Source organism: Bacillus sp. TL12, assembly GCF_022625245.1.
GTDB lineage: Bacteria > Bacillota > Bacilli > Bacillales > Bacillaceae_G > Bacillus_A.
This window is the reverse complement of record NZ_JAJJBY010000002.1, coordinates 80,693-102,772: the sequence shown is the minus strand read 5'-3', so window position 1 is coordinate 102,772 and position 22,080 is coordinate 80,693. Positions and strand designations below refer to the sequence as shown.

The following is a 22,080-nucleotide window of genomic DNA, read 5'->3' as shown; positions in this document are numbered from 1 at the left end:
AACATCACCTTCTTTTCTTTTCAAAGAAATCCCTTTCAATTTCACTCGTATCAAATTTAAAAACAAAAGCTATTCCTAAAAATAAAGAAAATAAATGTAAAAACCAATCTTTATTGTTGTTTCTTGTACCTAAGCATTTAAATGTTTCCTGAAATTGAATTCTTTCATCCGCAGCAACAATCGGAGCTGCACCAAAATATTTTAAAACCATATCAAATTTAAGGTGAACCGCTAATACTAGCATATCGTTTAAAATTCCAGTGTAATCTCCAATATCTTTTTTGTTATAAAGGTCTATGAGATTTCTGTGTATTTTGGAAACAAGTAATTCTGTATCAACCTCTGTTACCTTTATCATTTCTATCATTTTTTTTATGTCCATAACAGCTCCTCCTTAACTGTATATACAATTAAATATCTTTATTAAAGGCTAGGGTTTCATATGTAAACCCTAGCCTTATCATTTCCATTCTAAAATATGAGTCCATTATTATTCAAAAGCGTAGATAATAATTATCCCTGAATAGGTTTGTCAAATACATAAATAGTCATCGCTGTATCTGTTTCTATATCAATATCTGTAAAAATATTTACAACTTTCGCCTCTGTTATCTCCTCAATTTTTTTCAAAACTAAAGGATTCTTATAAATCTGTTTTACTAACTTCGTTCGTGCTTCATGAACGACTCGTTGCCCTTCTGGTGAACCCATCATAAAATGTTCCACATTCGTCAAATTGCCTTTCATCTCACTAATAACCCAAGAGCCTACAAAACGAGTTGTAATTTCTTTTGGGCCATTTCCAATATATTCTTTGCGTATTTCACGAAGTAACATATTGAATTGATGTTCCACATTTTTTTTCATTTTATTTCTCCTATCTGATCCTTTAATCCTTTTTAGCGTCTGCGTGCGGTAAGATTATATAACTTATTGTAAGTACAAAAATTACGATAGATAACCAGAAATTTTGAATTGGTTCTCCGTTATTTACTATAATAAATCTAATGGTAGCTGTAATCCCAATGTATAGAAGGTATCGTAATGGAAAATGGTAATCTTCTTTGAAATATCGTACAATCATAGAAATAAAACCGAAATATAAGAAAAATATTAGGATTTTACCAAAAATCTCATGAATATTCCCATTACCCCCAAAGATATCATTTAAAATGTAATAAAGTTCTCTAAAAAGAAAATAAACAAGCATAAAGCTAAGAAAAATCAATGCTGCATTCAATATCGTTTGATACAGTTTTATCAGCCACTTCCCCTTTTCTAGCTTATCCGATTCAAACATCAGTATCCTCCATCTTTATTATCCCCTTTCGCTTTGAATCGAAATTCCCCCAAAAGTCAACTGAATCTACTTTTTTCCATTTTTTACACCATGTATAAAAGAATACTATTAGAAAGAATAAGCATGGAATGAATTATGAAATTCAGTCGGTGAAAAACATACTTACAGAACCCTAAATAAGATCGTTCATAAGTATGAACTGTAGCAAAATACATCTTTAAAAACAAGAATTAGAACTTCCCCTCATCTGTATCCAGTAATCACAAAAAACAGATGAAGAAAAATTCTTGAATCACAATCTAAGAGCCGTATAGAACAATTGTGAAATTTCTTTCCTATCTACTAAGTTATTGACCTACTGAGGCTAATCCTTTAGTCCTTCACCTAACCCCTTTAATAAATCAATAGAAAATTTCAGAACACGATTCACATCAGGATCTCTCATTAATTTTACTAAATCAAAAACACTAACTTTTTTATTCGCCTGTAACCCTTCCTCTGCTTTTTGAAGACCTTTCGATAGGCCTGCCATCAGTTTTTTTGTTGTTTCAGGGTTCATTTCTGTCAATAGTCCACCTGCAGCCATTGCATTATTAATGGCATTTGTTACAGGGGGACGTAACATTTGTCCTACTGCTATTTTGGCTACTTGTTCTTTCGCTTCAACAAGATTGTTAATGGCTCCAAGAATTCCACTTTCGTGGAGTTCTTGAAGAAGTTGCATGGTCTCTTTAATCCCATCAGCATTTTGGGATAAGTCTTGTAAAACCTCTTTCAGTGATTGATCTTGTTTTTCCTTTTCGGTAAGGATTGGCTCATCTATCTTCGTAATTGGCTTTGCCATTATTTGTTCCCCCCTGATACATTCAAGTCCGAAATTGCTTCGTAATCTTTGCGTGCCCACTTACGTTCCACTTGGACACCTAACTGAGGATTACGTTTTGCGTAACGAGGATTATACATCGGAAGTGGTCTACGTCCTTTTGCTGGTACTACCTCCATTTTCACTTTTGTCTGTTTGTAAGCTGGAGTCTGTGTCCGAACGTCTCCGACACTTCCAGTTAAAATATTAATCGCATTTTCATGACTTACTGAGTGCATAGGAACATACAATTCTTTGCCTTGAACGCGCTCGGTTACAACTGCACGAAGCTTAATCGCACCATATGGAGAAATAAGGCGTACTAATGATCCATCTTCCACCTTCCGTTCCTTCGCAAGTTCAGGTGAGACTTCCACAAACACTTCAGGTAATTTATATTGAAGACCTTTTGATTTATTTGTCATATTTCCAACGTGGAAATGTTCTAAAAGTCGTCCATTGTTCAATGTAAGATCAAAATCTTGTGCAAATTCAATAGGCGGAATATATTCTGTAAGAGAAAAACGCGCCTTTCCATCAGGGAAATTGAAACGCTCTGTATAAAGAAGTGGCTCATCTGTGCCATCTTTTTGTACCGGCCATATTAAACTATTCCATCCTTCAAGTCTCTCGTATGATACTCCTGCAAAAGTCGGACAAAGATTAGAAATTTCGTCCATGATTTCACTTGGATGTTTATAGCCCCAATCAAACCCCATATATTTAGCAATTTGTTGAATAATCCACCAGTCTGGTTTTGATTCCTCTAGTGGCTCAAGTACTTGATATAGACGTTGAATACGTCGTTCTGTATTGGTGAATATTCCATCTTTTTCAAGAGATGGAGCTGCTGGTAACACAACATCCGCAAACTGCGCTGTTTTTGTTAAGAACACATCTTGAACAACAAAGAATTCTAGCTTACTAAGGGTTTCATGCACATGGTTAGCGTTTGAATCTACCCACGCCATGTCTTCCCCCATAAGATACATAGCTTTTAATTTTCCTTCTTCTGATGCCTTTAACATATCAATGTTCGTAAATCCTGGATTTTCAGAAATTGTTACGCCATACGCTTTTTCAAATTTGGTGCGTGCTGTACTGTCTGTTAAACGCTGGTTTCCTGCGAGCCACTGCGGCAGAGATCCCATATCACATGAACCTTGTACATTGTTATGGCCACGAAGTGGGTATGCCCCTGCTCCAGGACGACCGAAATTACCTGTTACGAGTAGAAGATTAGCAATAGCACCTGACGTATGGGAACCTGCGACATTTTGCGTCACACCCATTCCCCATAAAATACATGTTCCATCTGCTTCATGAATCATTTTAGCTGTCTTAATTAGTTGTTCTTTTGGAAGACCTGTCACTTCAACTGCATAGTCGAGTGTATATTTTTTAAGAAGCTTTATATACTCTTTGTAATTATTTACACGAGCTTTAATAAATGCTTCATTGTGCCAACCTTGATCAATCATATATTTTGCAATAGCAGTTAACCAAACGAAGTCCGTTCCTTGTTTCGGATGTAAAAATAAATCAGAACGCTCTGCCAGTTCATGCTTACGAAGATCTGACACAATCAATTTTTGGCCACGTAATTTTTTCGCACGTTTTACCCGCGTTGCTAAAACAGGATGCCCCTCAGTTGGATTAGCTCCCACCGTGATAACAAGACCTGCACTTTCAATATCTCGAATCGTACCTGAATCTCCTCCGTACCCAACGGTAGCGAGTAATCCATCTGTTGCAGGAGACTGACAATAGCGAGAACAGTTATCTACGTTATTCGTTCCAAACACTTGACGAGCTAATTTTTGCATCAGATACGATTCTTCATTTGTTGTCTTCGACGAACTTACAAAGCCAATTGCATTTCCTCCATACGTTTCTTTAATGGCACCCATTTTTTCTGCGATCAATGTAAGTGCTTCTTCCCAAGTAGCAGGAACAAATGCATCTCCTTTTCGAATTAATGGAGTTGTAAGACGTTGTTCACTATTTACAAAATCCCAGCCGAATTTGCCTTTCACACATGTCGAAACACTGTTTACCGGGCTATTTTCAGTTGGTTCAACTTTTAAAATTTCACGCCCTTTTGTCCATACTTCAAACGAACAACCTACACCACAAAATGTACAAACTGTTTTTGTTTTTTTCGTCCGTTTATCACGAGCAGCTGCTTCCACTTCTGATAATGCAAAAATTGTTTTATAATCCGGCTCAACTTCTTTAATAAGATCAACCATAGGGTTTAGTAAGTCTTTTGGAATCGCGGTCATAAGCCCCGCTTCACCTAACATTGATTTTTCCATTAATGCATTACATGGACAAACTGTGGCACACTGTCCGCAAGAGACACAAGACGATTCATTGATGGATTTACCATCATCCCAAACGACACGTGGAATTTCACGTTCCCAATCAATTGATAAGGTCTCATTTACTTGTAAATCTTGGCATACTTCTACGCAACGTCCACAAAGGATACATTGATCTGGATCATATCTATAGAAAGGATGTGACATATCCACCTCATATCCTTTTTCCCTAAATGGACGAGTTTGATGTTCAATTTCTAACAGTTCTGCTGTGTTATGAACACGACAATTTCCATTGTTATTATCACAAACGGTACAATACAGTAAGTGATTCTCTAAAATGCGGTCCATCGCTTCTGTTTGTGCATTTTTGGCTCTTTCTGAAGAAGTTAAAATGTTCATTCCTTCCTCAAACTCTGTCGAACACGCTCTTAGAATTTTGCCATCAATTTCACACATACATGTATCACAAGTTTGAATCGGACCTAAAACTTCTGAATAACAGATATGTGGGTGTTCTACTCCTTGTTCTAAAAGATAATCAAGAATTCGAGTCCCTTCTTTTACTTCATGTTGCTTTCCATTAATTCTTACTCGTACTGTTCCTCCCATTGTTCATTCTCCTTTTTAAAGAAATCAAAAAAGCCCGCCATAAAATAGAGTGTATAAGTAAAATACACATTCTATTTTATGGCGGGCTAATAACTAAGCAGTTTGATCCTACTAGTAATCCTTCTCACCACATATAATGAAAAAAACAGGATGTTAAAGCAATTTGTCATTACCCAACATCAATGATTATTTTCATATTTACGTTTATATTTTCATTATAATACTTTAAACATTTAACCTCAACAACAAATTCTTCCGGTAGATAATCAATACAGCTCTTGCACTAAATTCTTATCATTGAACCAGCCTCACCTTCACTTCGTTTAGGGGAGGGGGACTTCTCGGTTAAAATGATAAAACAGTGCTATTCTGCTTATCCCCCACTTACAGGAGGAATAAAAGCAATTATATCTCCATCATCTATCGTTTCATCATCTGTTACAAAGCTTTCGTTGATAGCTGTCATAACTTGATTAAAAGATGAAAGAGCATACTTATTTTGAAGACATTGTTTTAGTTGATGAATCGTCATATTCTCCGTTTCGATTATTTTTAATTCATCTAATCCAACTTCTTCACGCATTCCTGCGAAAAATAAAACAGTAATCATTTCTTATTCCTCCTTGCCTGGTTGTCCTTCTGGATATTTAGTGGTCTCTAATTGATCTCCAATCCACATCGTTCCGTCTTCCCAAAATTCTTTTTTCCAAATAGGTACAATTTGTTTAATTCGCTCAATGGCATATTCATTTGCTTGGTACGCCACTTTACGATGCGGGGAGGAAACCGCGATAACAACAGCAATATCTGTTATTTTTAATTTACCTATCCGATGAGTGATAGCAACCTGTGTATCCGGCCATTTCTTCTCAATTTCTTTTCCTATTTGGCTCAACATTTTTACTGCCATCGTTTCATACGCTTGGTACTCAAGAGATAATGTTTTCTTCCCTTTTGTGAATTCCCTAACCGTTCCAATAAAGAGTGTAATGGCACCTGCTTCTCTTCTGGAAACTTGATTTATTACTTCTTCTACACGTATCGCTTCATGTACAACTTTAAATAACTCGTGTTTCACCTGTTCTCACCACTTCTTCCGTTCATGTTGTATTCCACTTTGTCATCTATAAGAAGGAACAATGTTTTCCCAAGGCCATTCACTTCCTTGTACATCTTCTAGTAGTAAAACATCAACACTCATTCCCTTTTTGTAGCCTCTTGAACCTCCTGGTAGAACGATAAATACATCGGCTCTAGCTAAAGAGGAAACAGCACCTGATTTATTAAAACCTGAAGGTGAAACAATTAAGCGACCTTCCTCATAGGAAATGGTTCCTCTTACAAACCTAGTAAATGGATTAGGCTTTACAAAATCTTCTCCTAAATATGCACATACTCTTTTCAAATGTGGCTTGTCATTGAATAAATACGTGCGGATAACAGGACGAACAAATAATTCACATCCAACGTAACAAGCAGACGGATTTCCTGATAAACCAAATAATAATTTCCCATCCAATTGAGCTACTGTTGTTACACTTCCTGGCCTCATTGCTACTTTGTTAAAAAGAACTGTTGCTCCTAACTTTTCATAAATTGCCGGTAAATAGTCGTAGTCTCCCACTGACACTCCGCCTGTTGTAATAAGTATGTCTACTTCAGATAAAGCGTTTTTGACAGCAACAAAACAGCTATCAAACTCATCACTTAATTTTCCGAAATACTTAACTTTTCCGCCAGCTCGTTCAATTTGCGCTACAATCATGTACGAATTGCTATTTCGAATTTTCCCTAGCGTTAATGATTCACTTACGTCAAGAAGTTCACTTCCAGTCGCTAAAACGCCGACGACAGGCTTTTTTGCAACAGGTACCTCATCATATCCGAATGTTGCTAATAGCGCTGAAATACCCGGATTGATATAAGTCCCTTTTTTTACTAAAATTGTTCCTTTTTTTGCATCTTCACCTGCAAAGGAGATGTTATCACCTTTCTGAAGAGAGCGTTTCATTACAATAAACTTCTGACCACTTTCTGTATACTCTTTCACTAATTCAAGCATGACAACCGCATCACATCCTTCCGGAATTGGAGCACCTGTCATAATTCTAACCGCTTCAAATGCCCCAACTTGCCCATGAAAGACCGTACCTGCACCAATTTCTCCTACCACTTTTAATGATATTGGGTGATCAGAATTCGCTTTTTCTGTATCTTCTGCTCTTACAGCAAACCCATCATATGGAGAACGATCAAACCAAGGAACGTTATGATCAGCTAGCAAATCTTCCGCTAAGTAACGGCCATGGGCGCATTCAAGTGGTATCATTTCCTTCATGCCATTTTTGACATATTCCATTACTTTATGAACACATTCGCCTACAGAAATAGGGGTGCGTTTTTTTACCATCATTCTCACTCCTCTTATTAACCTAATAGGCGATAATAAAGATTTTTGGCAAGCTGGATATTGTTTGTTCCATGAATAAACACACGACCATCCTTAAATATAACCATCCGATAGTCTGGAAGCTGACAAGATAATAAATATGGATTTTTCGTGACCTCACCATAAATCTTTAATGATTTTTCTACTTGGTCAAAATTATATTCGATGCTTTTAGTAGGTCTAATTTGAACTGTATTTCGTCCACATAATACTTCGGTCTTTGTTTGATTTTCGTACGATAAATATGGATATGTTCTACATGTTCCACAAGATGGACAACCTTCTGTTTTTATTTTATCTACATGAATAGAATGGCGCTGATTGCTCCACACATCAAAAGTCAAAAAAGTATTCCGAAGTGCAGCAAAATCTTCTACAAGAATTTTGAATGCCTCTGCTACTTGATAAGCGGAAACAATTTGAACAGTCGGGCTAATAATTCCTGCTGTATCGCACGTTACACCTCCAGTAGGAACTCTTTTCAAGATACAATTCAAACATGGCGTTCTTCCAGGAATAACTGTATAAGTGGCTCCATAACTTCCTACACACGAACCATAAATCCATGGAATGTTATACTTATGTGAAAGATCATTTATAATAAAGCGAATATCAAAGTTATCTGTTCCATCGATAATGATATCAACATCATCTAGCAAACTTTCTACATTATCAGCCACCGCATCCATAATCAGTGCTTCAATTTCAACTTCTGAATTTATTTGTTCCAAATGCTTTTTTGCAGCAATCGCTTTTGGTACTTTGTCATTCGCATCCTTTTCCGTATATAGCTGTTGACGCTGCAAATTACTCCATTCAACATAATCACGATCAATAATTGTTAGTTTTCCAATACCAGCTCTTACAAAAGCTTCAGCACCAGCACTCCCCAATGCTCCAGCTCCTACGATTAGTACATGCTTATGTCTTATTTTTTCTTGCCCTTCCAAACCTATTTGTTTGAACAGCTGCTGTCGTGAATAACGCTCAGTCACCGCTCCCTCTTCCTTTCTTTCAAAGATTACATACATCAATCATGTATATCATTCATGTATGTAATCTTTGATAGTTATCATTCATGAGATATTCATTTTAGCCACCAATATGATACATCTCTACTTTTGATTGTTTTATAGAATGGTTACCATTTGCTCTTTCATCAGAATAGCGGTCACCACGATGATTCCAAATATCAGTAATTGTATGAGTAATCACATCATCCGGCTCTTCTGAACGAAGTAAATGACGAAGATCATATCCCTTTGACGCAAATAAACATGTATATAATTTCCCTTCAGCAGAAACACGAGCCCTTGAACAGGTTGAACAAAAAGAATCAGTCACAGATGAAATGATTCCAATTTCTTGCTCACTACCTATATAACGGTATCTAGTCGCTACCTCCCCTACATAATTAGGCTCAATTTGTTCAAGTGGCATAATTGCTCCAATTTGATTTAAAATTTCTTGTTTCGTCATTACTTCTGTCATTCTCCAGCCATTTGAGTTCCCTACATCCATATACTCAATAAAGCGAAGAGTGTGTTTATGCTCTTTAAAATATTTCGCCATCGGAATGATATCTTGATCGTTTTTCCCCTTTTGCACAACCATATTCACTTTTACTTTTAGTCCCGCTCGCGCAGCTGATTCAATGCCTTCTAAAACTCTTGCAACTTTGCTTTTATTGCCATTTAACTGATTGAAACGTTGATCATCTAAAGAATCAAGACTCACTGTCACCCGTCTTAACCCAGCATCAAACAGCGCAGGGGCGAACTTTTTAAGAAGCGATCCATTCGTTGTTATAGAAATATCCTCTACTCCATTAATAGAATTCAAACGATGAATAAGTTCAGGAAGATCTTTTCGTAATAGAGGCTCTCCTCCTGTAATGCGTATTTTTTTGACACCTAAAGAAACAAATATACGAGTTAATCGTTCCATCTCATCAAAAGACAAAATTTTATCAGAAGATAAAAAAGGATAATCCGCTCCAAATATTTCTTCCGGCATGCAATAACGACAGCGGAAATTACAACGATCTGTCACAGATAAACGAAGATCTCTCAAGGGGCGTTGCAATTTATCTAATATACCATTTTCCATATTTCTCTCTCCCTTCTAAGGTAAACGACCAACTACTATTAAATTCATCTTATGTTTTACCGTATTTTTGAATTCGTTCTGGACATGTGTAAATATTGAAAGATTGATTTCGAATAAAACCTACTGTTGTAATCCCTAAATCTTCTGCTAACTCTAATGCCAATTCAGTAGGCGCAGATTTCGAAAGAACTATCTCACACCCAATCTTCGCTACTTTCAATAAAATTTCTGAAGATATACGTCCGCTAAAAACAATGATTTTATTTCCAATCGAGACGTTATTTTTCAAACAATATCCGTATATTTTATCCAAAGCATTATGTCTTCCTATATCCATCCGACTTAGCATAAAACCATTTACATCACATAAGGCAGCATTATGAACTCCTCCAGTATCTTTAAAAATAGTAGCTGAATCTTGTAACTGATTCATGAAATGAATGCAGTCATCTGGAGAGATTTTGACTCGTATTTCATTCATTTTCTTAGCCGTTAATGCATCATTCACAAAGACAAATCCTTGTCTACTCATCCCACAGCACGATGTAATATAGCGCTTATTTTGGAAGTTTTGATAATAAGGATTCAATTTATCTATTTTCACGTACACATATCCTTCTTTGTCCTGAATCCAAACTTCTTTGATATCTTCATATCTCCGTATAACTCCTTCAGATGCTAAGTAACCAATAACCATATCTTCAATGTACTCTGGTGTGCAAACCATCGTAACAAATTCTTGTCCATTAATTTTTACTGTCACAGGAAATTCTGTAACGACTAGATCTTCAGCTTCTTTCATGGAGCCATCCGCGAATTTAAGAATCCTTCTTTTTCCTACTACCGGTTTCATACGGCGTCTCATCCTTTAAATTATGTTTTTCATGAAAAGTTCTATATTTTTATCCTCTATGAATAAGATCTTCAGCTAATGATGTAAACATTTCTCCAGCAAGAGAATCTTCATCATATACATTCAAATTTTTATTTTCCTCACGCTTAGCAAAAGGAACTCTTGCAATCACTTCGGATTGTAACTGTTCGGCTAGCATATCACCGCCACCCTTTCCAAAAAGATAGTTTCTTGAACCATCTTGTTCTTCGTAATACGCCATATTTTCAACGATTCCTAAAATTTCATGTTTCGTATATCTCGCCATCGCCCCTGCTCTTGAAGCAACAAAAGAGGCAACGTTATGAGGAGTTGTGACGATAATTTCTTTCGCTTGTGGAATCATCGCTGCTACATCAATCGCTACGTCCCCTGTACCAGGAGGTAAATCAAGAAGAAGATAATCTAGTTCCCCCCAATGCGTGTTTGCAAGAAAGTTTTGGATCCATTTATTAAGCATCGGTCCTCGCCACATAACTGGATTGTTATTATCTGTAAAGAATCCCATTGACATAATTTGAACACCATGACTAACAACCGGAATGACTGTTTTGTCAATCATCGTTGGTTTTTGTGTCACCCCCATCATCGCTGGAATACTAAACCCGTATATATCTGCATCTAAAATTCCGACCTTTTTTCCTAAACGCGTCAAAGCAATGGCAAGATTAACAGTAACCGTAGACTTTCCCACGCCCCCTTTTCCACTTGTCACAGTAATAAATTGGACACCTGAATCCGGTCGCAACATGGCGGGCATTCCTGTATTTGTTGTAGAATCTTTCTTCAGCATTTGCGTCAATGCAGCACGTTCTTCTACTGTCATAGAACCGAAAGTTAGCGTAACACTAGAAGCACCAATGTTGTGAAGCGAGCTTTCAACATCTTCTTTAATTTTTGCTTTTAATGGACAACCTTGAATTGTCAAAACAACTTCCAATTGAACATGAGTGCCGTCAATTTGAATATTTCGTACCATGTTTAAATCCACAATACTTTTATGAAGCTCAGGATCTTGAACATGTTTTAAAGCGTTCATAATTTTTTCGTGTGTTAACATACCTATCAGTCCTTTTTTAGTTATTAATTTCATTTCACAAATATTAATTATTACCAAAATATGGTTCGAATTATTTAAGCCTACTCTAGGCATATATAGGTACCGTTCCTATTGAATTACCATCAACAAATTATCGCGAAATAACAGACTATATAATGTATACGGCGAGTGATAGTAGAAACCTCAAAGCTCTCTGTTTCATTTAGTACTCAATCTCTTCTCAGCATAATAATTCTTCTTTTTAAACAACAAAAAAGCTCACCATAAAATAAAATGTGTACATACGATACACAGCCTATTTTATGGTGAGCTAATTACTAAACAGATTTATCTGCCAGCGATTCCTCTTATCACATATAGTAAAAATAAAAAAACAGGATATAAAAGCAATTTATCATTACCCAATATCAATGATTTTTTATGTCCTTATTATAATACTTTAAATGTCTGACCTCAATAGCAAATTAACAGTAAGATTACCAACATTATCCTTACAATCTATAATATTCATCTAACCTTCAAGATACTTTTTCACATTTCCTAATTAATATAATAATGTTTTGTGATTTGTATTTCAAATGATTATTTTATCAGTTCTAATACTTCTCTTCTCGTACAATTCCCGGCTTATTTCTTACAAGAGAAAATTATAGTTATTTAAATTCTTGATAAATAACTTATCTGTAGTCAAAATAATGAAAGTGTGAACAAATTCCCACCTATCAATTTTATAATTCACATAATTTTCAATAATATATTATCGAAAACGCTATCATGTGCTATATACTAAATGTGTCAGGTTAAAGTAGAACTCCCCGTTATTCATGTTTGAGCTGTTTTGTCTAGTTATACCCCCGTTATTCAATATAAACCGAAAAAAGAACTTGTAGCGTATCTACAAGTTCTTTTTTTGTTACAATCAATCTACTAAATAATAAAAAAATATTTTTATACCATGAAATACATCCAATTATGAATTCACTGCTTTTGCTACAAGTGCAGCATATGCTTCTGCACCTGCTTTTGTTAAATGTACGCCATCTGGTTCAAAGTATGCTTTATTTCCGGCACTTGCTGCATACCAATCGACTAGCGTCACATTTTGGTAAGCAGATGCTACTTCTTTTAATTTCTCATTCACTAATGATTCCCATGGACGCGGTACCCTCGTATTGACTAATATAATTTTACGTTCATTCCCAATCAATTGCACTAATGATACTAATTGATCCTTTGTAAAGGCTCCATTTGTACCTAATCCAATAATGACATGATTTCCTAAATTCCCTTGATTCTTTAGCTGTTCCACCGCTGGAATTGCTTTAGACAATTGTCGACCAACCTTTGCATCAATCGTTATATTAGGAAATGCATTTTTTAAATACGGAGCGATATCAATCATAATAGAATCACCTACAGCTGTAACTGTTTGAAGCTCCTTAGTCTGTGTAGTAGCTTCTTGTTGTTCTTTATTTGGAGGTTGTTCTTCAGCTGGTTTTTCCCGAATTGCCACTGGGTGTTTCGGTTTTTCTTTTTGTTCCGTTTGTACTACTTCAGTTTTACCTTGTTGAGGATTATCCTTTGCTTGACTAGCTGTCGATAGTCCAAATACAGCTATGGTAGAAATGAATAATGCACCTACTATAGCTAACTTACCACTTAATGCTAAGTTTCTCATGCTCCAGTTCTTCGAGCCAATATTCTTCAATGCTCCTCGCCTGATTGGATCCTCAATAAACTTCCACGAAATTTGTGCAACAACTATAATAAGAAGAAATTGAAGAAGGGCTCGTGTAAACGAAAACTCTCCAGCATTTATTTTTGGGGTCGTTAATGTAATAATCGGATAATGCCAAAGATATATTCCATACGATCGTACCCCCATCCAGCGCAGTGGTCTAAAACGTAAAAATTGAGCAATTCGGCTAGCTGGATGAGCAAGGTTCGCTACTAACAGAGCAGTAGCAAGCGATAAAAGAACCATTCCTCCGCGATATAGAAACGGATCATATTGATTCGTCTTCCAAAACATAACGAGAATGATGACAAGAGCAATCCCTCCAACTATGTCAAGAACGAGACGTGCCTTTGGAATAATTTTATTCGCAAGCCTACTGCTTGGCCAAATTAAGGCAAGTGCTGCTCCAATTAGTAAAGAAAAAGCCCTCGTATCAGTCCCATAATAAATTCTGCTTGGGTCAGCTCCTGGTTCATACAAAAGTGCCATCGCTAATGCAGACATAGCTGCCCCTAACATGATGAATAAAATAATACGTGATTTCTTTTTTATGTAAAAAAATGCAAGGCCAATGATAAATGGCCACACGACATAGAACTGTTCTTCCACAGCTAATGACCAAAAATGATTTAGCGGTGAAAGTTGATTAAAACTCTCAAAGTATGATAATTTGTGATAAATATACCACCAGTTACTGAAATACAATAAAGCTGCTAGTGAATCTCCGCGCATCTTTCCTAGCAAGGAACTATGGAAAATGGTGATCCACGCTAACACAATTACAAGCATAACGAGCATTCCAGGAAGTAACCGTCTTGCTCTACTGAGCCAAAACCTCTTCAAGTCAATTCTCTTATTTCTCTGCCATTCTATCGCCAGAATATCCGTTATTAGATAACCAGAAAGTACAAAGAATACCGTAACTCCTAAAAATCCTCCAGGCATCCAATTAAAATTGATGTGATACAAAATAACACCTAGTATAGCTAGGCCCCTTAGACTGTCCAATCCAACCATATAGCGACTATTTTTCTTTAATGGTTCGGGCATCTAGCAGTCACCCCCATGTTTCTCTAAAAATTCTGTAAATACACACAACATACAACTCTATCAATTGTATCCCCAAAAAAATAGGAGCCCAATCAAAATATTACAAAACCATTTAATAAACTCTCTCTTTTTTTATGATTACATACACAGTAACTAAAATTTTATCACGTTATCTAACTACATAAAATAGTTTCATGAATAAACTTTCTTTTGTAAATGAAATAAATACTCGAATATATAAATGTAAATTGAAAACCGGTATAAGACCTTTCCTTTCGGGTAGGAAGAGAGCGTCCGGCGGTGCATAGAAGCAGTCAGGCCTTTTTTCGCCCCATCCCATGTGAAAACACAAGGAGCAAGTAAGTGGAAACTTCTTTTTGTTTCCGAAGCCGTGATTTATATCGTAGAAAATCATAGTGAGTTTATCCCGCACTAACGGGCAGTAATACTCCCACCTCAAAATTCGGCGGGAGCAAAGAAATTAGGTGGGAGTATTACTGCCCGTAAAGGCCCGATTGGTTCAACTAATAATCAGTGGGGGATGAGGAAAACCCCCACTGATTAAAGTTTCACTTTATCTATAAAAAGAGGTTACCCTAAAAACTACTTTTAGGATAACCTCTTTTCTTATTAACCGATACTCTGAACTCTACCAATTTGTCCATCTTGTAATCGGACTTTAATTCCATACGGATGTGTTTCTGTGTGAGTCAAAATATCTTTTACAACACCGCTCGTTCTATTCAATGAAAAAACAGAAAGTTCCGGTTTACTAAAAAACCGTACCGGCATTCTAGTAGTTCCCATACCACGATTCACATACAACTGTAATGGTTTACGCTTTCCTTCTAATGAATAAAGTCCTTCTACATATTTGTTTGCTAGTGAAGTAGTGATAATAGGGCCTATGAACGGAATCTGAACTTGTCCACCATGACTATGACCGGATATTTGAAGATCTACTGGATATTCCAATATTTGATCGACAGTATCAGGTTCATGCACTAGTAGTAAGTTAAAATCCTCTACTCTAAGATCTTGCAAGGTTGGCTGAATTTTTGGTTTTCCAAGTAAAAAATCATCAAGGCCAGAAATAGTAATATAATCCCCATTCGCAGCTTTAATCTTTTTCGTTTCATTATTCAAAACCTTAAAGCCAGCTTTCTCCATATACTCTTTATATAAGTAACTACCTCCACCGCCTCGATCATGATTGCCAAACACTGCATATTTTCCAAGGGGAGCATGAATTTGTGCCAAAATAGTTTGTGAGTACTTTCTTTCTGCAGCATATTCTCCAAATTTATCAATTAAATCTCCTGTAAATACTACAATATCAGGATTCAATTGATTAATTTTATCCACTAACATTTGTTGTTGTTTATGAGGAAAATTTGGTCCAAAATGTGTGTCTGAGAACTGTACGATTTTCACACCATGAAAACCTTTTGGGATATTTGGATTGTCAATATCATTCCATGTAACTGACAATGCTTTTGTTTCGAAATGAAAAGCATATACGTAAATTGTTATCGGAAGAATGAATAGTATGAGGGAAATCATACCTATTCGTCTCAACCACAATAAGGAAGTACCTTCTTTTGCTTGTTCTAAAGAAGGTACTTCTTCGCTCGAGTTCATTTTATTTATTTTGGCGTGTTCTAAGTTCATTTTCATACGTTCACCTCTAAATTCATCTTCGTAAAAAGATACGCTTTACATAACGTTGTAGCATTTCTATGTTACAAACGTATGTCTTTTTGAAAATTGAAGTGAACATGAATAAGCTACTCACACCAAAATTAAGATTTGATGCATCATGTAGTTCTTCTATTAAGGGGGAAAATGATAGGATATTTACTACTAATCCTATTAGAAGTAGTTTGGATGATTTTACAAATTTCAACTTATAAAAGGAAGAAGCCAAAGTTTCCATATGATGCATACAATCAATATAAATGTATAATCACCAAAATCTAATTTCGGCCCTTTCTTTACTTGCATATCCAACCACATATGCATAAGTTTCGTTTCCTTATATTTATGGATATTCTTTTTTACAAAGCGATAAGAAAGAAACTGTAACATCATAAAATCTGCTACAAATATAAGTAACAAAACGAGAAAATCAATCACTTCATTTTTGTACTACCTTCTCTAATATCCGATGCTCTAAAATCCATTCTTCAAACTTAGCACTACCAAATTCCCAGCTTAAGTCATTGGCATGTACAGAAAAAACACGATATCCAGAATAGTCATCCATGAATTCATCTTCTTGCACCTGTACTAAGGGAATCCCATAAAAGGCAAAGTTAAAAAAAACATCCCACACATCTTCATGTTTTCTTTTATAAGCAATCGATTCCACATCATATTCTTCTCCAAAATAATCAAGATGTAAATGCAGGCTATCATCATATTCATACTTCATTTTTATCACCCCTTATATGTGTACTTCTTTATCATCAAAAAAATTCCTTCTATGTCCACTCACATCTAGGCACTTCTCTACATATTATGGAAATAGATTCATTTCTAGGAGGTGGCACCTATTGAAAAAATTCATAGCTGTTTTTTGTATACTTGTACTCACTGTTTTTACATTTGTGGCGTGTAGTAAAAAAGACAATACGAAGCAGCAGACGCAAAAGATTCGCATCGGTGAAGTTACACATTCCCTCTTCTATACCCCGCTCTATGTTGGAATTGAAAAGGGATTTTTTAAAGATGAAGGGTTAGATATTGATTTGCAAACGACAGCTGGTGGCGATAAAACGATGACCGCGCTGTTATCTGGTGGAATTGACATTGCACTTGTCGGTTCTGAAACATCCATTTATGTTCACCAGCAAGGAGCAAAAGATCCGGTTATTAACTTTGCACAACTCACACAAACGGATGGTACATTTTTAGTTTCACGTAAAAAGTTAGACTCCTTTAATTGGAACGATGTGAAGGGCGTTACTTTCCTCGGTCAACGTAAAGGCGGTATGCCGCAAATGGTTGGGGAATACGTTTTGAAGAAAAATGGTATTAATCCGCAAAAAGATACAAATTTAATTCAAAATGTTGAGTTTGCGAATATCGCTAATGCCTTCGCATCTGGTACAGGAGAATTTGTCCAGCTGTTTGAACCAACCGCAAGCATTTTTGAAAAGGAAGGAAAGGGCTATATCGTCGCTTCCTTTGGTGCTGAATCTGGAACTGTTCCCTACACAACATTTATGGCAAAAGAAAGCTTTTTAAAGAAAGATAAAACAGCCGCCGAAAAATTTACGCGCGCATTATATAAAGCACAGCAATGGGTAGATACACATAGTCCAGAAGAAATTGCCGAGGCTGTTACACCACTTTTTAAAGATACTTCAAAAGATATTATGCTAAAAGTAATCGAACGCTATAAAAAGCAACATTCGTATGCCACAAATCCATTATTAGATACGGAAGAATGGAAACAACTACAAACAATTATGAAAGAAGCTGGTGAACTACAAAAAGAAGTTCCACATGAGGCGCTCGTTAATACAAAAATTGCCGAAAGCGTTATTAAGAAATAGAGGCGAATACAATGTGTTTCTTACAAATAGCTCACGTTTCTCAATGTTTTTTTTCAAAGAAAAGTGCCCGGCTCATCCTTGAAGATATTAGCTTACAGGTAGACGAAGGAGAATTCATATCCTTTCTCGGTCCAAGTGGCTGCGGGAAAACAACGCTCCTTTCTATTATCGCAGGACTACTAGAGCCAATTGAAGGTAGAGTCTTTGTGAATAATAAACCAGTAATAAAACCCACAGATTCAATGGGATATATGCTTCAACAAGATTATTTGTTCCCTTGGAAAACAATTGAAGAAAATATTATGCTTGGGCTGCACATTACAAAAACATACGGAGCGGAAACGAAAGAACATACATTGCAACTTTTAAAGCAAGTGGGCCTGCAAGGTGTAGAAAAGCAATACCCTTCAGAATTATCGGGTGGTATGCGTCAACGGGCAGCACTCGTTCGTACACTCGCAACAAACCCAAAAATCCTTTTGTTAGATGAACCATTTTCAGCCCTTGATTATCAAACGAAATTAAAATTAGAGAATCTCGTATTTTCTTTATTGCACAAGTATAAGAAGACTTCTCTTCTCGTCACCCATGACATCGAAGAGGCTATCGCGATGAGTGATCGTATTTACTTACTTCGATCAAATCCTGGCAAAATTGCCAAAACATTTATCGTACCAGAAAGCATTCGCTCTCTACCACCATTAGAGGCGAGACACCACCCTGAGTTTCCAGCTCTTTTTCAAGCCATATGGAAGGAGCTTGAGAGCCTTGGATAATATAAAACAACTACATGAACAGTTTCGAAAAAAAGAGCGCCAGCGCACCTGGATAGTTGCCGCTTTACAATTATTACTTCTCATTCTCTTCTTTTTATTATGGGAAATTTCTAGCAAGCAAGAGTGGATTGATCCTTTACTCTTCAGCTCTCCTTCAAGCATTTGGGAACTGTTTTTAAGCAAATGGGGAGATGGATCACTCTGGATTCACATATGGACGACATTATTAGAAACAAGTATTGGATTTATTCTCGGGACAGCGCTCGGGACAATTATCGCAACCATTCTTTGGTGGGTACCTCTTATCGCTCGCGTATTAGACCCATACCTTGTTGTATTAAACGCGATGCCAAAAGTAGCACTTGGCCCAATTATTATCGTTATTTTCGGCCCAAATATCTCCTCTTCAATCGCAATGGGAGTCATTATTTCCATCATCATCACCATTCTTGTTATTTACAGTGCATTTCAAGAAGTGGATTCGAATTATATAAAAGTAATGGATACGTTTGGCGCTAATAAATGGCAAACATATCAACAAGTTATTTTACCGTCTTCCTTTCCAGCTATCATTTCAACTTTAAAAGTAAACGTTGGATTATCATGGGTTGGTGTTATTTTCGGGGAACTTCTCGTTTCCAAACAAGGGCTCGGTTATTTAATTAGCTATGGATTCCAAGTGTTTAACTTTACGCTTGTACTGCTGAGTGTCTTACTGACATGTGTCCTTGCCACTCTGATGTATGTATTTGTTGAAGGGTTTGAAAAATTACTTGTAGGGAAAAGAAAAAGAAGCTGACTCCAAATCATATGCCGGAGTCAGCTTTTTTTATTATAAATTGGATTCATTGTTGGTCACATACTTTTGTATCGTTAACTACAGTACTTCCTTGAATCTTGACCGTATGAAAACAATCTTTCACACGCACTGTTACAATGTTATCTTTTCGATCTATAACATGATACTCATTAAATTGTTTATTTAACGCTGTACGAATTTGCTCTCCCTCGAAAATCGGAAACCCATGCGACATGACCCAAATAAGACCAGCAATAGCAAGAATGGTTTTCATACGATCTACCCCCTTGAGAATAAATTCATTACATCTCTACTATGTATATTCTAATTGTGTCAATTTTGTGACAATTAATCCTTTTATACTCTATTCTATTTACAATTTCTAGTTCCTTCTTCTACTTAAAAAAAGCAACCTATATTATATTTAACGGGTTCGGTTTTCGAGTACAAAACACGAAATAGCCTACTAATTAACAGACCAAATAACATGTTGCCAATAGCTATTGTCAACGCGTTAAATACTATGTTAATTATAATGCTATTTGCTATGTTAATATTGATAAATCAAAAGGGTAATTGTAATTTTATGTTAAAATGAATATAGAAATTGTGAAGAAATGTACTTAGATTAATGAGGTAGTTATCTTGAACAAAGGGAGTGAGGAATTGGACGAAAAGAAACTATTAAAATTAGTTTTAGAAATTCAAGAGCTACAAGATTTTGGGAAGGATTTTGAACATAAACTTACTGTATTTGAAAATAGTGTTCCCTATCCATATGCAAAAGAATTATTTTTTGCTGACTACGGTGCAGAATACATTGTAAAAAGAGCTATTAACCATAAAACTATCAAGTTAGGTGAGTTAAGTAAAGACGAGTTAGTTACCTTGGTTCAAAAACTTATGGATGGCGAAGGAGAAGAATGGGAGCTGACAATTTGGTTGGACATGGTTGAATCGTCTGTTGTTGACCCTAAAATAAGTGATTATATTTTCTGGAGCGATGAAGAATTAACCGCCAGAGAAATTATAGACAAAGCATTGGCTTATAAACCATTACAATTATAAAGTGGGTTGCTCCAAATAGAGTTAACGCTCTTTTTTAAGAATGACTTGTGTAAAATCAATATGTTTAGAACTTTGTTTGATTTTGGTCTTTAATTTTAATTAAGCTAAAGGGTACTTTAATCGAATAAGACAATAAAAGACGCTCAGAGTTTTTTTCAACTCTGGGCGTTTTCATATGCTAATTATAATGTGATTTTACAGGTCAATTCGGTTTCTAATTTTATTGTGAATTTATCTTCTAAATATAATTTTGTACTTCAAAACTGAACCCGTTATCTTATATTGGGGGGGGTTTTACTATTTTTATTCTTTTATTTCTTGTGAAACCTCATATAATCCAGCCAATACTTCCGCTCTCATTTTGACAAGCTCCGGATATTGATAAAAGAATGCCATCTTTTTATATTTCAGTTCTTGTCCCTCTTTCACTTTCTTTGAATCTTGCAAAATGAATGCAGTAAATGTATCAGCAATATCCTCTGCTACATTTGTTGTTCCATACTCAGAAACGAATTGATCATGCTTTTCTTCAAAAAATTGTATTTGCGCCTCTTCATCTGTTTCAATTTGCTTTTCTTTCCATTCACTTTCAATTGGCTTCCAGAAAGAATCATAGAATTTGTTAATATACGAATCTGCTTTCGCGCACCCTTCTTGCAAGAAAAGATTTTTACACTTATTTTGATAGGAAGAAACATCTTTCTCCGCTTCAAATGCCTTTACATACTTTTCATCTACTGGAATTTGTTTATCACTAAGCGTTAATACATGAGCAGTCTCATGTATTAATGTCTTCATTACTTCATCTATATTCACACCTGAATCAAGCGTATCTAAACTTAACACCCAATCTTTCGGATTCTCCATACTAGGAGTTACATGAGCAACAATTCCATCATATCCATCTGTCACAATATCAAATTCTTTTATATTCTCTCGATACTTAGACGGAATTAACGTACGATAAATTCCCCACAGCGTTTCATGATAATCTCTATCTTCATGCTGCTCAATTATTTCTTCCTTCGCTTCTATATCATCCGCAAACATTTTCTGTAAACGCTTCTTATCTAGTTTTTCAAAATAAGGATCTACGATTTCTTCCTCATTAATATAGTAAGATGCTAAAAAGAAATAGTTTTCATCATCATCTTTCTTCTGTTCTGCTTCTTTCATGTTGTCTTTCTTTCCAGCGTTCTCTTCTGTATTTTCTTCCAAGCCTTTTACATCTTCCTCTGGTTCTTCCAGCTGAGACAGACTGTCCATTTTTTTATATACTTTTTGAACCATAGCATCTCCAAGCTTCGTACATTCACCTTCGGTTTTGCATATATCTTTCGTTTCCGCAACTCTTACTTCTTTACTGCACCCTGCTGTAACACCAATTGCTAAGATAAAGCATAATAGCCTTCTATAAACCTTCCTCATATAAACCTCCATTATTCCATTCTACAAAGATATGATACAGTGAAACTTTAATC

The 22,080-nt window shown here is 35.9% G+C and carries 22 protein-coding genes; 4 read left to right on the top strand and 18 right to left on the bottom strand.

Translation table 11 applies throughout. The annotated features are described in order from the left end of the window. Positions 1–4 precede the first annotated feature (4 nt). The 16 genes from LOK41_RS02485 to LOK41_RS02410 form a co-directional block, all read right to left on the bottom strand. Positions 5–382: a nucleoside triphosphate pyrophosphohydrolase family protein gene (locus tag LOK41_RS02485; protein WP_241815021.1), complete on the bottom strand. Its 378-nt coding sequence runs from the start codon at positions 380–382 to the stop codon at positions 5–7. A gap of 131 nt (positions 383–513) precedes the next feature. Then, positions 514–867: a Na-translocating system protein MpsC family protein gene (locus LOK41_RS02480; protein ID WP_241815020.1), complete on the bottom strand. Its 354-nt coding sequence runs from the start codon at positions 865–867 to the stop codon at positions 514–516. A gap of 22 nt (positions 868–889) precedes the next feature. After that, on the bottom strand, positions 890–1,300 hold the full coding sequence (locus tag LOK41_RS02475) for a phosphate-starvation-inducible protein PsiE (protein WP_241815019.1): 411 nt from the start codon (positions 1,298–1,300) through the stop codon (positions 890–892). A gap of 364 nt (positions 1,301–1,664) precedes the next feature. After that, a complete protein-coding gene (locus tag LOK41_RS02470; RefSeq protein ID WP_241815018.1) occupies positions 1,665–2,144 on the bottom strand; it encodes a helical membrane plugin domain-containing protein in 480 nt (159 codons plus the stop codon). Next, entirely contained in the window at positions 2,144–5,098 is a 2,955-nt protein-coding gene (gene fdhF, locus LOK41_RS02465) for a formate dehydrogenase subunit alpha (RefSeq protein ID WP_241815017.1), read from the bottom strand. The genes LOK41_RS02470 and fdhF overlap by 1 nt, the downstream gene beginning before the upstream one ends. Positions 5,099–5,471: 373 nt before the next feature. Continuing rightward, positions 5,472–5,708: a molybdopterin converting factor subunit 1 gene (moaD, locus tag LOK41_RS02460; protein WP_241815016.1), complete on the bottom strand. Its 237-nt coding sequence runs from the start codon at positions 5,706–5,708 to the stop codon at positions 5,472–5,474. A 3-nt stretch (positions 5,709–5,711) separates the two neighbouring features. Further along, a complete protein-coding gene (locus LOK41_RS02455; protein WP_241815015.1) occupies positions 5,712–6,176 on the bottom strand; it encodes a molybdenum cofactor biosynthesis protein MoaE in 465 nt (154 codons plus the stop codon). A gap of 42 nt (positions 6,177–6,218) precedes the next feature. After that, positions 6,219–7,508, bottom strand: coding sequence for a molybdopterin molybdotransferase MoeA (locus tag LOK41_RS02450; protein ID WP_241815283.1), 1,290 nt, complete (start codon positions 7,506–7,508; stop codon positions 6,219–6,221). Between the two features lie 17 nt (positions 7,509–7,525). Next, complete coding sequence (locus LOK41_RS02445) at positions 7,526–8,542, bottom strand: MoeB/ThiF family adenylyltransferase (protein WP_241815014.1); 1,017 nt, start codon at positions 8,540–8,542, stop codon at positions 7,526–7,528. A gap of 97 nt (positions 8,543–8,639) precedes the next feature. Continuing rightward, a complete protein-coding gene (gene moaA / locus LOK41_RS02440; RefSeq protein ID WP_241815013.1) occupies positions 8,640–9,656 on the bottom strand; it encodes a GTP 3',8-cyclase MoaA in 1,017 nt (338 codons plus the stop codon). A gap of 49 nt (positions 9,657–9,705) precedes the next feature. Continuing rightward, on the bottom strand, positions 9,706–10,509 hold the full coding sequence (gene fdhD / locus LOK41_RS02435; protein ID WP_241815012.1) for a formate dehydrogenase accessory sulfurtransferase FdhD: 804 nt from the start codon (positions 10,507–10,509) through the stop codon (positions 9,706–9,708). A 49-nt stretch (positions 10,510–10,558) separates the two neighbouring features. Beyond that, positions 10,559–11,608: a P-loop NTPase gene (locus tag LOK41_RS02430; RefSeq protein ID WP_241815011.1), complete on the bottom strand. Its 1,050-nt coding sequence runs from the start codon at positions 11,606–11,608 to the stop codon at positions 10,559–10,561. A 970-nt stretch (positions 11,609–12,578) separates the two neighbouring features. Continuing rightward, entirely contained in the window at positions 12,579–14,396 is a 1,818-nt protein-coding gene (locus LOK41_RS02425) for an acyltransferase family protein (protein WP_241815010.1), read from the bottom strand. Positions 14,397–15,026: 630 nt separating this feature from the next. Continuing rightward, on the bottom strand, positions 15,027–15,959 hold the full coding sequence (locus LOK41_RS02420) for a metallophosphoesterase (RefSeq protein WP_481748791.1): 933 nt from the start codon (positions 15,957–15,959) through the stop codon (positions 15,027–15,029). Between the two features lie 339 nt (positions 15,960–16,298). Further along, positions 16,299–16,532, bottom strand: a complete 234-nt coding sequence (locus LOK41_RS02415) for a hypothetical protein (RefSeq protein WP_241815009.1) — start codon at positions 16,530–16,532, stop codon at positions 16,299–16,301. Position 16,533: 1 nt separating this feature from the next. Beyond that, complete coding sequence (locus LOK41_RS02410; RefSeq protein ID WP_241815008.1) at positions 16,534–16,830, bottom strand: DUF3986 family protein; 297 nt, start codon at positions 16,828–16,830, stop codon at positions 16,534–16,536. Between the two features lie 121 nt (positions 16,831–16,951). Here LOK41_RS02410 and LOK41_RS02405 point away from each other — a divergent pair, with 121 nt between their 5' ends. The 3 genes from LOK41_RS02405 to LOK41_RS02395 are packed head-to-tail and all read left to right on the top strand — an operon-like array spanning position 16,952 to position 19,531. Beyond that, positions 16,952–17,956 carry an ABC transporter substrate-binding protein gene (locus LOK41_RS02405; protein ID WP_241815007.1) on the top strand — a complete coding sequence of 335 codons (1,005 nt, stop codon included), beginning with the start codon at positions 16,952–16,954 and terminating at the stop codon, positions 17,954–17,956. Between the two features lie 11 nt (positions 17,957–17,967). After that, positions 17,968–18,732 carry an ABC transporter ATP-binding protein gene (locus LOK41_RS02400; protein ID WP_241815006.1) on the top strand — a complete coding sequence of 255 codons (765 nt, stop codon included), beginning with the start codon at positions 17,968–17,970 and terminating at the stop codon, positions 18,730–18,732. Beyond that, the gene (locus LOK41_RS02395; RefSeq protein WP_241815005.1) at positions 18,725–19,531 is read left to right on the top strand and encodes an ABC transporter permease; all 807 of its coding nucleotides are present in this window, start codon (positions 18,725–18,727) and stop codon (positions 19,529–19,531) included. The genes LOK41_RS02400 and LOK41_RS02395 overlap by 8 nt, the downstream gene beginning before the upstream one ends. 46 nt (positions 19,532–19,577) lie before the next feature. Here LOK41_RS02395 and LOK41_RS02390 read toward each other — a convergent pair whose 3' ends face one another. After that, positions 19,578–19,805, bottom strand: coding sequence for a hypothetical protein (locus LOK41_RS02390; protein WP_241815004.1), 228 nt, complete (start codon positions 19,803–19,805; stop codon positions 19,578–19,580). Between the two features lie 371 nt (positions 19,806–20,176). Here LOK41_RS02390 and LOK41_RS02385 point away from each other — a divergent pair, with 371 nt between their 5' ends. Then, entirely contained in the window at positions 20,177–20,599 is a 423-nt protein-coding gene (locus LOK41_RS02385) for an e9imm peptide (RefSeq protein WP_347269282.1), read from the top strand. 303 nt (positions 20,600–20,902) lie between these two features. On the opposite strand, the gene LOK41_RS02380 is transcribed toward LOK41_RS02385, so the two are convergent. Beyond that, on the bottom strand, positions 20,903–22,027 hold the full coding sequence (locus LOK41_RS02380) for a recombinase family protein (RefSeq protein ID WP_241815002.1): 1,125 nt from the start codon (positions 22,025–22,027) through the stop codon (positions 20,903–20,905). Positions 22,028–22,080: the final 53 nt, after the last annotated feature.